This is a genomic window from Nocardia sp. NPDC004260, from assembly GCF_053603155.1.
Window position 1 is genome coordinate 1 of record NZ_JBSGEZ010000119.1, and the last position, 12,438, is coordinate 12,438.

A 12,438-nucleotide genomic window follows, 5' to 3' on the forward strand; every position below is an offset into this window, starting at 1 on the left:
GCGCCAACCACGTTGTTCTCCGTGCGGCCCGGCCCGGGGAACTGGGTGTGCTTCTGGTACCACACCAGCGCCACGTGCGCGGCGATCAACGCCAGGATGATGCCGGGGAACAGCAGCACGTGCGCGATGTAGAGCCGCGGAATGATGATCTCGCCGGGGAAGTCACCACCGAAGATCAGCCAGTGCATCCAGGTACCGACGATCGGGATGCTCATGGTGATACCGCCGAACGCGGCCCGCAGGCCGGTGCCGGAGAGCAGGTCGTCGGGCAGCGAGTAACCGAAGAAGCCCTCGAACATCGCCAGGATCAGCAGCAGCGAGCCGATCACCCAGTTCGCCTCACGCGGCTTGCGGAACGCGCCGGTGAAGAAGATACGGAACAGGTGGATGATGATCGACGCCGCGAACAGCAGGGCCGCCCAGTGGTGGACCTGCCGGACGAACAGACCGCCGCGGACCTCGAAGGTGATGTTCAGCGCGGTCTCGTAGGCGCGCGACATGGTCACGCCGCGCAGCGGCTGGTAGGCGCCGTTGTAGACGACCTCGCTCATCGAGGGATCGAAGAACAAGGTCAGGTAGACGCCCGACAGCAGCAGGATGATGAAGCTGTAGAGCGCGATCTCGCCGAGCAGAAACGACCAATGCGTCGGGAAGACCTTGTTGATCGACCGCTTCATGAACGCGGCGGCGCGGTAGCGCTCGTCCGCCTCGCTGGCTTGGGCTGCGACTGAAGGACTCATGAACGGCGCTCCCAGTAGGCCGGGCCGAGCGGCTCGATGAAGTCGCCGTTGGCGACCAGGAAGCCCTCAGCGTTGACGGTGATCGGCAGCTGCGGCAGCGCGCGAGCGGCGGGACCGAAGACCGGCTTGCCCCACTCGGTCGCGGAGAACTGCGACTGGTGGCATGGGCACAGGATCCGGTTGGTCTGCTGCTCGAACAGCGAGGTCGGGCAGCCGAGGTGGGTGCAGATCTTCGAGTAGGCGAAGTAGTCGCCGAAGTTGAAGCTCTCCTGACCCTTGCGCTTGATCGCCTTCTGCGCGTCCTCGGTACGCAGGCGGATCAGCATGACGGCGTTGCGGATGCCGCGCAGCGACTGCAGGGTCGCGTGCTCGTCACCGCGCCACTTCTCCTTCCACGGAAACACCGTCTCCATGGCGCCGGCGTCCAGGTCCTCCGGACGCACCAGCACCACGTCCTCCGGGCGACCGGTGTCGCGGCGGATGTAGATGGTCTCGCCCGGGTAGTCCGGGGTCCAGCCGGAGACCCACAGCGGCGACTTGTCGCCCTTGGCCCACGGGTTCTTGATCAGACCGCCGACGAACACCAGCAGCGCGCCGACGCCGAGTACGCCCACGCCGGCACCCGCGGTGCGGGTGATCATCTTGCGGCGGCCGAGCGTGGAGGTGTCCAGCGCGTCCTGCAGCTCGGCGACCAGGGTGCGGCGCTCGATCTCCGGCGACGGACCGTCGTGCCGCTCCTGGATGGAGAGTTCGGCGGGGATGAACAGCTTGCGGATCAGCACCACCGCGACGCCGATGACCAGCACCGAGATGCCGAAGGTCAGGCCGACCAGCGGGGTGAACAGCGAGTAGAGCCCGTGGCCCTCCTCGTCCTTGGCCTTGAACTCCCACGGCCAGAACAGGAACACACCGACCAGCGCCGCGGCCGCGATGCCGGACACGGCGAACCAGAAGGTGACCGCGCGCTCGGCGCGCTTCTCCGCCCGGGTCCCGGGGATCGGGAAGCGCTCGCGGCGGTAGGCGACCTCGACGCCGTCGCGCTCGGTACCGAGCTTGACCAGCTCGTCGCGCGACATCTTGTCGAGGTCCGCCTCGGTGGGCTCCGCCGGGCTGGCGTTCACCGACTGCTCCTTCGACAGATGCGCGTCGTGGCCCTCATCCGGCCGACCCATGTCGTCTCGCTCCTTCTCGCTATTGCTCATGACCTGGATCCGATCCACATCGCGGCGCCGACGACGAGCGTGATGCCGACCACCCAGATGGCCAGGCCCTCGGTCGCGGGACCGAACCCGCCGAGATCCCAGCCGCCCGGGCTGTGCTCCTCGGTCGCGTTCTTGACGTAGGCGATGATGTCGCGCTTCTCCTCCGCGCTCAGCTGGCGATCGGAGAACTTCGGCATGTTCTGCGGGCCGGTGATCATCGCGGCGTAGATCTGCTGTTCGCTCGCCGGTTCCAGCGGCGGCGCGAACTTACCGGAGGACAGCGCGCCGCCGCGTCCGGTGAAGTTGTGGCAGGACGCGCAGTTCATGCGGAACAGCTCCGAGCCGCGGGCGATGTCGTCGCCGCGCATCGACTCCTGGGCGATCTCGCCGTTCGCGTCGCGGACGACGGTCGGACCGCCGCCGTGAGCAGCCACGAACGCGCTCAGCGCGTCGGTCTGGTGGGCGTCGAACTTCGGCGGCTTGCGCTGCGCCTGGGCCTCGTTACGGGCCATCGGCATGCGGCCGGAGGACACCTGGAAGTAGACCGCGGCCTCGCCGACGCCGATCAGGCTGGGACCGCGGTCGGCCACACCCTGCAGGTTCGCGCCGTGGCAGGTGATGCAGGACGTGTCGTAGAGCTGCTCGCCCTCGCGGATGAGCGCGGACTGGTCCTCGTGCGCGGTGGCCCGCTGCGGGTCCGGCGTGAGGGCCGATGCCAGGAAGCCTGCTCCGACGAGGCCCACCAGCAGCGCAAGTCCGCCCGCGATGCGACGGCGAACGCGCCGCTGCCTGCGCGTCTTGCTGGCCTGGCCGTTCCCGGGGCTGGCGGGCTCTGGCGCTGACGGGGGAGATGAACTCATCTGTGTCCCTTTGGAGTAGACGGAACCGACTTGTGCGAAAGATCTCGGGTCGCGCCGCGCCCGGCGAGGCGGCGCGGCGACCACGATCAGCGGACGAAGTAGATCGTGGCGAACAACCCGATCCACACGATGTCGACGAAGTGCCAGTAGTAGGAGACGACGATCGCGGCGGTGGCCTGCGCAGGGGTGAACTTGCTGACCTTGGTGCGCAGCAGCAGGAACACGAACGCGATCAGACCGCCGATGACGTGCAGACCGTGGAAGCCGGTGGTGATGAAGAACACCGAGCCGTAGGAGCTGCTGGAGATCGTGGTGCCCTCGTGCGCGAGGTTCATGTACTCGTAGCCCTGGCCGCCGACGAAGAACGCGCCCATGATCAGGGTGATGACGTACCAGCGGCGCAGGCCGAACACGTCGCCCTTCTCCGCGGCGAACACGCCCATCTGGCAGGTGAACGACGACGCGACCAGCACGGTCGTGACCGGCACTGCGAGCTTCAGGTTCAGCTCGGTCGGCTCCGGCGGCCAGTTACCGTGCGCCTGGGCGCGGGCGACGAAGTACATCGCGAACAGGCCGGCGAAGAACATCAGCTCGCTCGACAGCCAGATGATGGTACCGACGCTGACCATGTTGGGCCGGTTCAGCGAATGCACACGCTGAGTAATGGCCGATCCTGGGGTCCCTACTGCGGTCGTCACGGGGGTAAGTATGACTCGTCGTAGTACGACGGCAGTACCCGGGTACGAAACTCGTTCCTCCGTGTCTGAAAACGCAGGGAAGAGCGGGCTCTCGACCAGGCAGGGCCGGTACGAGCCGGATGCGCGAGCCGGGAACGAGTCGCACGCGCGGACGAACGCCCGGCCAGCATGACAGGCGAGGGTAAGGAGAAGCTGAGATGAAGGTGAAGGCGACGCCGGGACTGTGGCGGCGGCTGTTCCGGCGGGACCGGGACACCGCTCTCGACCCGGACCGAGCGGACCTGGTCGTGGTCGCGTCGAGCTTCGACGACGCGGAGGCGTGTTCGGCCGCGCTGGCGCGCGCGACCGGGCTGGCACCGGATGCTCCCGCAGTGCTACGGCATCACCTGCGCATCCCGCCCCGGCACGTGCGGGCCGTCTGCGCGATCGCCGCGCAGGACGGCTACTCCCCCGCACCGCAGGTGAGCGGCCCGGGCACCGACGAGTTCGAGCCGGTGATCCTGCGGCGCGTGCAACGGCTCGACGCCCTGCACTGCTCCCAAGAACGTTCTCGCATGGCAGGTCTCGCCCAGCGTCACGACGGCCACGCGGACGGCTGGGACGCCCTGCAACCGGGCCCCCAGCCGTAACGACCCGTCTTCCGGCCCACGCCTCATGCGGCCACAACTCCCGCGCGCCCCGAAGAAGGCGCAATCACAACCCGAACCGCGCACCCGCGCCGAGGGCTTCGCCACCAACGCGCCCAGCGCACCCCGACCACAGGTTTCGAGCGGAGCGAGACCGACCATCCGCCGTTCGCGGCCCGGCTCGCGTCCGAGCGGCCGCCGCGTACGCGACGAAGGAGCAAGCGGCGGTCACTCGGGCGCGAGCCATAAGGGGGCCGCGAACACCCAGCGCCGCAGGCGCTGGAAAAACCGACACAGCCCGGCTCGCGTCCGAGTGGCCGCCGCGTACGCGACGAAGGAGCAAGCGGCGGTCACTCGGGCGCGAGCCACGAGGGGGCCGCGAACACCCAGCGCCGCAGGCGCTGGAAAGACAAACACAGCTAGGCTGCTTGCGGACAAACTGGTGTGCGAACCAGTGTGACGGGAGAAGTGTGGAATGAGCGTGCGCAGCTGGCCCCAGGTGCTCGGAACCCTCGCCGACGGTGGCGACCTGGCCGCGGACGACACGGCGTGGGCGATGAGCGAGATCATGTCCGACAACGCCACCCCCGCGCAGATCGCCGCGTTCGGCGTCGCCATGAAGATCAAGGGACCCACGCCCGCCGAGCTGACCGGCCTGGCCACCGGCATGCTCGAGCACGCCAGGCTGGTGCGGATCGATGGCGACGCGGTCGACATCGTCGGCACCGGCGGTGACCGGTCCGGCTCGGTGAACATCTCCACCATGTCCTCGATCGTGGTGTCCGCGGCCGGGGTGCCCGTGGTCAAGCACGGAAACCGGGCCGCATCGTCGAAGAGCGGCGGCGCCGATGTGCTGGAGGCGCTGGGCGTGAAGCTCGCGCTCGGTCCCGAGGCGGTGGCTCGCTGCGTGCGGGAAGTCGGCATCGGTTTCTGCTTCGCGGCCGTGTTCCATCCCGCCCTGAGGTACGCGGGCGCGGCGCGCAGCCAGATCGGCATCCCGACCGTCTTCAACGTACTGGGGCCGCTGACCAACCCCGCGCAGCCGCGCGCCGGGCTGGTCGGCTGCGCGTTCGCCGACCTGCTGCCCGTGATCGCGGGCGTGTTCGCCGAACGCGGCGCGAGCGCGCTGGTGGTGCGCGGCAACGACGGCCTCGACGAGATCACCACCTCGGACACCACCGAGGCGTGGATCGTGTCGGGCGGACGAACGCGCCAGACCACCATCGATCCGACCCGCATCGGCATCCCACGGGTGGATCTGGACGCGCTGCGCGGCGGCGACAGCGAGGTGAACGCGGGCGTGGCCCGCGACGTGCTCGCCGGTCGCGGTGGCGCGGTCCGGGACGCGGTCCTGCTGAATTCGGCCGCCGCGATCATGACCTACGACTGGTCGCGCGGCGTGGGCGATCCGGACGCCGACCTGCACGCCGCGCTCGCGGCGGGCGTCGAGCGCGCCGCCGAGGCGATCGACACGGGCGCCGCCACCGCGTTGCTGGAGCGCTGGGCGAAGCTGACGCAGACACTCGGCGACAACTGACCCAGGATGGCTCGGTGCCCGGCTCGTGCACGCTGCCGCGGCTTCGGCGCCGACCTGGCCGTACCGATGATGCTTTCCGATATCGCCGCCGGGGCGTGCGCCGACACGCTGACCTGAGCGAGGGCCGCGGCCGGGATCGTCGCGGCCGGTAACGTCGGCCGGGCAATTCGGCGCATGCCGAGTCGGGCACCGCGCCGATCGGTTCGACCGACGAGGAGCACCGACATGCGACTTTTTGTTCCGCTACTCGCCGTCCTCGCCACCGCAGGCATCGCCGCCGCCCCAGGAGCGAACGCGGCCGGAGGCGTTTTGGTCGCCGACGGCGTCGTGTACGAGAACCCGGTCGGCTGTGTCGAGGTCGGCGACGGGTCCGACGTGGAGATCCGCAACCGCACCGATGGCGTCGCGCACTTGTACGAGTCGCCGGACTGCTCGGGCGACGTCGTCGTGCTGCCACCGAACGACGGTGCCTATTTCGCCGTGCGCAGTGTCCGGGTGCGGGACTGAGGCACTATTCGCCGAGCGAGAACGCCGCCTCCACTTCGGCGCGCGAATACGACTTGAACGCGATATGGGTCGTGGTGCGCAGGACACCCGGTGTCTTGTCGATCCGGCCGGTCACCACATCGGCGATCTGCTCGTGGTCACGTACCCGCACGATCGCGATCAGGTCCACGTCACCCGCGCAGGAGTAGACCTCGGCGACGCCGTCGGTGTCCGCGACCGCCTGCGCGGTCTCCGGGATGCGGCCGTTGTCGGCGTGAATCAAGACGATCGCGGTAATCATGACGCTCAGCCTAAGCGGTCCAGATAACCTTCCTCGGTCGGTTGGGCGCGGACCGCCGCGTCGGCCAGTTCCGCCCAGCCCAGCCAGCGTGCCGCGCCGAAGAGCGGCTCGTGATACCCGTCCGTGGTCCGCACGATGCGGACCCCGGGCCGGGCCAGCCAGCGTACGACCAGCGCCACTTCCTCGGGGGACGCGCCGCGTAAAGGCGGGGCGTTCTCGACCGGAGACCTGTCGTGGTCCGGCACGTGTGGTCCGGCGACCCCGGCCGGAACCACTGTTTCGGCGGCGGCGACGATCTGCTCCACGATGGGCATCGGCGGCACGCCCCTCGGGGCGGTGCCGGAACCGGCCAGGCGGCCGTACCGGATGACCGCGAACTCCCACCCGCCGTCGCCGTCGGGATGCGCGGCGATCAGCTCGGCGATGCGCGCCACCGCGGCCAGTCGCTGGGTGCGCCGCAGCGCGCGCACCACTCGCGCCGCACGATCGCGCAGCCGCGCCGCCGCCTCGAAATGTTCCGCGCGCGAATGAGTTTCGATGCGGTCGAGCATGAACCGGATCGGCGCGTCGCTGCGCCCGGCGAACAACGCGCGCACGAGCGCGGGCGCGGGCGCGTACTGCGCCGTGTCCAGCGGCTTTCCCTCGGAGCCCGCCGGACATCCGCCGACCAGGGCGGGCGGGCACTCGTGCACCGCCTTCCCGGACAGCCGTGCCGTGCAGGTGCGCAACCCGGTGAATTCGGCGACGATCACGCCCAGATCGGCGGCGTCGTTGCGGGAGTGGAACGGCCCCAACGCGTCCCGGCCGGGGTCGCGCACCACCGAGAACCGCGGGAACGGCTCGTCGGTGAGAGTGAGCCACCAGACCCGTTTCGGGAATTTCGACCGGCGGTTGTAGGGCGGGGTGTGCGCCACCAACAGCCGCAGTTCGCGCACCCCCGCCTCGAGCGCGTGCGCGCACACCACGTGGTCGACCCGAATCGCCAGCGAGACCATCTCTTTCATCCGCCCCCTGGTCTCGGAACCGGTGAAGTAGTTACGGACGCGGCGGCGCAGATTCACAGCCGTGCCTATATATAGGACTTCGTCCGAAGGACCGCGGAACAGATACACCCCCGGAGCGGCGGGGAGATCGGCCGCGAGAACGCGCTTGGAGCGCTGCCGGGGCGTGACGTCGGGCAGGTAGTCGAGCAGCTCGGTGAGACTGTGGACGCCTTGGTTCCCCACCCGCGCGATCAGGGCGTGCAGCACGTCGACGGTCGCGCGCGCGTCTTGCAGTGCCCGGTGCGTCGGCTGCGTGGTGGCACCGAGCAGCCGGGCCAGCGAACCCAGCCGCACGGAAGGCGCCTCGTCGCGCCCGAGCACCCGTCGCGCCAGCTTCACGGTGCACAGCACCTGCGCGGCCGGCCAGGCGGTGTCGCACTGCGCCGCGGCGGCGCGCAGGAACGCCATGTCGAACCGTGCGTTGTGCGCGACCAGCACCGCGCCCGCGGCGAACTCCAAGAAGCCGGGCAGCACCGCCTCGATGCGCGGCGCGGCGTACACCATCGCGGTGGTGATGCCCGTGACGTGCACGATCGCGGGCGGTATCGCTCGACCAGGGTTGACCAGTGTCGCGAATTCGCCGAGCACCTCCCCGCCGCGCACCTTCACCGCTCCGATCTCGGTGATGCCGTCGGCCCCGGGACTGGTCCCGGTGGTCTCCAGGTCCACGACCACGAAAGTGGTGTCGTACAAGGGAGTGTCGAGCTCGTCGAAAGCCAGCTGCTGGACGGCCGGGCGCGGCACGGGATCGGACACGGCGAGCAGCGTAGAGCCACGGTCCGACAGGAACCGGGCAAGCGAATACGCCCCGAAATGTCCGAATGACACCGTGGAGATTCCGGGGCGATACCCGGGAAATGATCTAGAAATGCAGAAAAGAGACTCGGATCACATAAGGTTCAAAACTGTATCAAACATTGCGGCGAGTCCCGCGAAAAGCGATCTCCCACCCTCGGGCGTGTCGACTACCCCTCGCTCTACGGTGTACGAACGACCGACCATATCAGAACCTATGGCGCATTACCCGCCACCACCTGGGGAAATACCCGAGGAACCCACCCGGGGTAGGTGACCGGCCCACCCCGCCGCGCGACCCTGCTCGAACACGCGCTCTCGCACGATTACCCCGCCGTTATCTTTTCGTGATTCGGTGGGACGCATCTCACATCCATTCGCCGGTGAAATTGTTGAGCAACCCCATTTCGCTTCGCCCACGCTTTACAAACGACCGTGATGTGTTCGTAACCTTTTCGAGACCTCACGGAGTCCGCCGCGCCGACCGGTGCGGCGCCGACGAAGTCCGCGGCACCACCGGGTGCGGCGTCGTGAGGCAGATTGGGAGTACCGCATCATGACGACCAACGCCGCCAAGCGTCAGGCGAAGCGCGCTGTTGCCGCCGGAGCCGTCGGCGCTGCCACCATCGGCGCCTTCCTGCTGCCCGCAGCCCCCGCGTCGGCCCAGCCGGTGACCGTCCCCGGCGTGGGAACCTTCGACGTTCCGAACGAGCTGCCGGTCCCGCCGGGCGTCCCGGGCCTCGAGCTGCCCGGCCCCGCTCCCCTGCCCTTCGCCGCACCCAAGGCCTCCGGCGACATCGCGCTGGACGCCGCCCTGAGCAAGGTCGGCTCGCCGTACGTCTACGGCGCAGCGGGCCCGGACGCGTTCGACTGCTCCGGCCTGGTCCAGTGGTCCTACCGCCAGGCGGGCATCGAACTGCCCCGCACCAGCGGCGCCCAGCTCGCCGCGGGCAGCCCCGTGTCCCTGGACGATCTGCGCCCTGGCGACCTCGTCTCGTTCTACGGCGGCGGCCACTCCGGCCTCTACGCCGGTGACGGCAACGTCGTGCACGCGTCCACCTCGGGCCAGCCCGTGAAGGTGGCGCCGATCTCCTCCATGCCGATCGCAGGCGCTCGCCGCTTCTGAGAAGCAGCTGGTCGGGCCGCGAGATCGCGGCCCGACCGCACCACGGCCCTGTGATCAATTCGTCCTCTACTGGACATCGATGAGGGCCGTTCCGTAACCTAACCGAGACCTTCCACCGATTACCCCGGGTTCGCCCGGTGCAAACCTCGGGGTTCGTCGAAGGCTTCCGCGTCGGTTTCGCGAGAGATCGCTGCACGAGAGAACGGGGCACCGCGGGCTGTGGCTGAGCATCACCGGGGACAGCAGACCAAACGTCTGGTGGGAGGGACGCTGGCAGCCGGATTGCTGGCCGCCGGTCTCTACGGCGGCGGCCCGGCCGGAGCGGATCCGGTGGCGCTTCCCTCCACCGCCACGGAGGCGGTGCAGCGGATGATCGATCTGTCTCGCCAGTCCGAACAGCTCAACCAGCAAGCTCTGGGCGTGGAAGCCGAGTTGGACGCGAAGCTCGCCGTCCAGCGTGACGCCGACGCTCGGCTGGCCGCCAGCACCGACCTGGTGAACCAAGCCAAGGACGAGATCCGCCGGTATCGGCCGGTCATCGACCGCACCGCGATCGCCGCCTACCAGGGCGCTCGCACCAATCGCCTGTTCGCCGTGCTGGTCAGCGACTCACCGCAGCAACTGCTCGACCAGATGTCCACGCTGGACGTGGTGTCCGCGCAGACCTCCGAGCAACTCGACCACTACTCGAAGGCCACCGACGCCGCGACCGCCGCCGAATCGGCGGCCCGCACCGCCGCCGACGCCGCCCGTTCCGCCGCGCAGAAAGCCGAGGCGGTGCGCATCGAACTGGAGCACAAGCGCAGCGACCTCGGCGGCGCCATCGCCCAGGTGGTGCAGGCCTGGGGATCGCTGTCGGCCAAGGACAAGTCGGCCCTCGCCGGATCGCCGTTCCCGCCCGGCTTCGACCGGGACAGTCTCTTGCAGGGCCTCGTCCCCGGCAGCGGGACCAGCGCGCTGGCGGCCGGGCTCACCCGGATCGGCGACCCTTACGTCTGGGGCGCCACCGGTCCGGACCAGTTCGACTGCTCCGGCCTCGTCCAATGGGCGTTCAAGCAGGTCGGCAAGAACGTGCCTCGGACGAGCTCGCAACAGGCCACCTACGGCACACCCGTGGCCAAGGAGGATCTGCAGCCCGGCGACGTCGTGTTCTTCTACTCCGACATCTCGCACGTCGGCATCTACGCGGGCAACGGCCTCATGCTGCACGCATCCACCTTCGGCGTGCCCGTCGCGGTCGCACCCATGAGCTCGACGCCGTTCCACTCGGCTCGGCGATACTAGAGGCCGTGAGCGAGCCAACCAGCGGCACCGCAGTACTCGAAGCCCAACCAACCCGCGACGGGCAACGGTGACCCGCTCGCGCGGGCGGCGCGGCGCCTACCCCGTCGGCCGCACAGCCGTATCCCCTGCCGGGGCGCGCCGATGAACGGCATGCGGAGATTACGCGCGTGGTGCTCGGCCCGGCGACGCTTCGAGTTCTGTCTCACCGTCGCGATGGTGGTGGCGCTCACCGGCGTGTGCGTCGCGCTGATCATGTTGCCGAACACGGTGCTGCCGAAACTGCGGGCCGCGGAGCCGGGAGCGACCGAGGCGGTGGGTCAGGCGGCGGCCGCCGATCCCCGGCTGGCCGAGGTGCGGCGCATCGTCGAACCGTTCGGATCGATCATCGCCCGTCAGGTGCCGACCGGAGACGGGGGACGATCCCTGGTCGTCGGCCATCCCGACCAGCGGATCGAAATCGACGTGCTGGAACGTGAACTCGCCGAGGCCACCGCCGCGGTGACCGAGGTCTGGGGTCCCGGCTGGGCGCAGTCCGCGCTGGTCGTCGTCGCCTCGTCGCCCTCCGAGTTCGCGGCCCTGCTGCGCTCACCCGGTCTCCTGCCGGCCGAAGTCGCCGCCGCCTCCGTCGCCGACCCGTTCACGGCGGGCAGTCGGCCCACCGGCCAGCGCGTCGTCTTCGGTCCCGACACCGGACGCCGCCTCGATCCCGAGGGCATGGCCACCCTGCTGCGGCATGAACTCACCCACATCGCCGCTCGCGCCGACACCGTCGACGGTGCCCCGCTGTGGATGCTGGAAGGGTTCGCCGACTACACCGCGCACCACGGGGAGGACCAGCGGTTCTCCGACATCGCTCCCACGCTCACCGCGCATGCCCACGCGGGCCGGATCCCCGAGGATCTGCCGCCCGACACCGACTTCTCCGGCTCCGACGCCGCCTTCACATACGAAAAGGCCTGGTCGATCTGCGCCTTCGTCGCCGAGAAGTACGACCGAGCCCGCCTCGTCCAGCTCTATCACCGCATCGCGGCGGGCAAACAGGACCCCACCACCGAAGACGGCATCCTCCGCGAAGTCCTCGGCACCCCCCGCGCCGATTTCGTCGACGACTGGCGCGAGTGGCTCCGAACCCGAACCGCCTGACCTCCTACCGACAGCCGCGAGCGCACCGGTGCGGCACCCGTTACGCGGGGTCAGCGGACGTCGGTGCGGAATAGGAAGGCGTCGCGTGGCGACTGGAGTCGGCCTGCTGCCGCTGCGGCTCGGCCTGCGCGCCGGTGGGACGTGTGGCGCAATCACGACAACCCCGGCGACGATCCCAGCGGCCCGATCCACGGCAGCGCTCCCACAGTCCTGTCGTCGCAGGCGGTCAGCGGGTCACCCTCGCCGTCGGCGGTGACCGTACTCACCGAAAGCGGCATTTTCGCCCGGTGACCACCGCCCCCGGTGCCGCTCATCGTGTCGACCCCCGCAACACCCTCAACGGTGAACGACCGACCTTCTCCCTCGCTGCCACCCGCATGCACACGGCTCGGTGTGCACAGCCGGACGCGCCCCGCGCACCTCGACCACGTCTTTCGAGCGAAGCGAGACCGAGCCTGTTCCGTTCGCGGCCCGGCTCGCGTGTGCGCGGCCGTCGCGTAGACGACGAAGGAGCAATCCCGGGCGGTCAGCGTGACCAGCACGGCGGTGTCGTCGCGATTGGTGGCGACCACCACCGAGTCGGCGTGCTGCACACCG

Annotated in this window: 12 protein-coding genes and 1 pseudogene; 6 read left to right on the top strand and 7 right to left on the bottom strand. The window is 69.5% G+C overall.

Going from position 1 to position 12,438, the window contains the following annotated elements; genetic code table 11:
- The 4 genes from ACWEO7_RS35865 to ctaE all read right to left on the bottom strand — a co-directional run.
- On the bottom strand, window positions 1-740 hold a 740-nt coding region (locus tag ACWEO7_RS35865), incomplete at its 3' end, for a cytochrome b (protein ID WP_452429877.1).
- Window positions 737-1,912 carry a cytochrome bc1 complex Rieske iron-sulfur subunit gene (gene qcrA, locus ACWEO7_RS35870; protein WP_452429891.1) on the bottom strand — a complete coding sequence of 392 codons (1,176 nt, stop codon included), beginning with the start codon at window positions 1,910-1,912 and terminating at the stop codon, window positions 737-739. The genes ACWEO7_RS35865 and qcrA, both read right to left, overlap by 4 nt.
- A gap of 26 nt (window positions 1,913-1,938) precedes the next feature.
- Window positions 1,939-2,802, bottom strand: coding sequence for a cytochrome bc1 complex diheme cytochrome c subunit (qcrC, locus tag ACWEO7_RS35875; RefSeq protein ID WP_452429879.1), 864 nt, complete (start codon window positions 2,800-2,802; stop codon window positions 1,939-1,941).
- Between the two features lie 86 nt (window positions 2,803-2,888).
- Window positions 2,889-3,500, bottom strand: a complete 612-nt coding sequence (ctaE, locus tag ACWEO7_RS35880; RefSeq protein ID WP_450025623.1) for an aa3-type cytochrome oxidase subunit III — start codon at window positions 3,498-3,500, stop codon at window positions 2,889-2,891.
- Between the two features lie 197 nt (window positions 3,501-3,697).
- On the opposite strand from ctaE, the gene ACWEO7_RS35885 reads away from it, so the two are divergent.
- The 3 genes from ACWEO7_RS35885 (at window position 3,698) to ACWEO7_RS35895 (ending at window position 6,170) form a co-directional block, all read left to right on the top strand.
- Window positions 3,698-4,129 carry a hypothetical protein gene (locus tag ACWEO7_RS35885; protein ID WP_452429881.1) on the top strand — a complete coding sequence of 144 codons (432 nt, stop codon included), beginning with the start codon at window positions 3,698-3,700 and terminating at the stop codon, window positions 4,127-4,129.
- Between the two features lie 472 nt (window positions 4,130-4,601).
- Window positions 4,602-5,663 carry an anthranilate phosphoribosyltransferase gene (gene trpD / locus ACWEO7_RS35890; RefSeq protein ID WP_452429882.1) on the top strand — a complete coding sequence of 354 codons (1,062 nt, stop codon included), beginning with the start codon at window positions 4,602-4,604 and terminating at the stop codon, window positions 5,661-5,663.
- Between the two features lie 225 nt (window positions 5,664-5,888).
- A complete protein-coding gene (locus tag ACWEO7_RS35895; RefSeq protein ID WP_452429884.1) occupies window positions 5,889-6,170 on the top strand; it encodes a hypothetical protein in 282 nt (93 codons plus the stop codon).
- A 4-nt stretch (window positions 6,171-6,174) separates the two neighbouring features.
- On the opposite strand, the gene ACWEO7_RS35900 is transcribed toward ACWEO7_RS35895, so the two are convergent.
- Together ACWEO7_RS35900 and ACWEO7_RS35905 are read right to left on the bottom strand one after the other, a co-directional pair.
- Window positions 6,175-6,450 (bottom strand): Lrp/AsnC family transcriptional regulator, encoded by a 276-nt coding sequence (locus tag ACWEO7_RS35900; RefSeq protein ID WP_067800602.1) that lies wholly within the window; start codon window positions 6,448-6,450, stop codon window positions 6,175-6,177.
- Between the two features lie 5 nt (window positions 6,451-6,455).
- Window positions 6,456-8,249 (bottom strand): DEDD exonuclease domain-containing protein, encoded by a 1,794-nt coding sequence (locus ACWEO7_RS35905; RefSeq protein ID WP_452429886.1) that lies wholly within the window; start codon window positions 8,247-8,249, stop codon window positions 6,456-6,458.
- A gap of 595 nt (window positions 8,250-8,844) precedes the next feature.
- Between ACWEO7_RS35905 and ACWEO7_RS35910 the strand changes: the two genes are divergently transcribed.
- The 3 genes from ACWEO7_RS35910 (at window position 8,845) to ACWEO7_RS35920 (ending at window position 11,841) form a co-directional block, all read left to right on the top strand.
- On the top strand, window positions 8,845-9,414 hold the full coding sequence (locus tag ACWEO7_RS35910) for a C40 family peptidase (protein WP_452429888.1): 570 nt from the start codon (window positions 8,845-8,847) through the stop codon (window positions 9,412-9,414).
- Between the two features lie 219 nt (window positions 9,415-9,633).
- Window positions 9,634-10,698 (top strand): NlpC/P60 family protein, encoded by a 1,065-nt coding sequence (locus tag ACWEO7_RS35915; protein ID WP_450025611.1) that lies wholly within the window; start codon window positions 9,634-9,636, stop codon window positions 10,696-10,698.
- 141 nt (window positions 10,699-10,839) lie between these two features.
- Window positions 10,840-11,841 carry a hypothetical protein gene (locus ACWEO7_RS35920; protein ID WP_452429889.1) on the top strand — a complete coding sequence of 334 codons (1,002 nt, stop codon included), beginning with the start codon at window positions 10,840-10,842 and terminating at the stop codon, window positions 11,839-11,841.
- Window positions 11,842-11,993: 152 nt separating this feature from the next.
- Here the strand turns inward: ACWEO7_RS35920 and ACWEO7_RS35925 are convergent.
- Window positions 11,994-12,438: pseudogene (locus ACWEO7_RS35925) on the bottom strand (hypothetical protein); the annotation flags it as partial.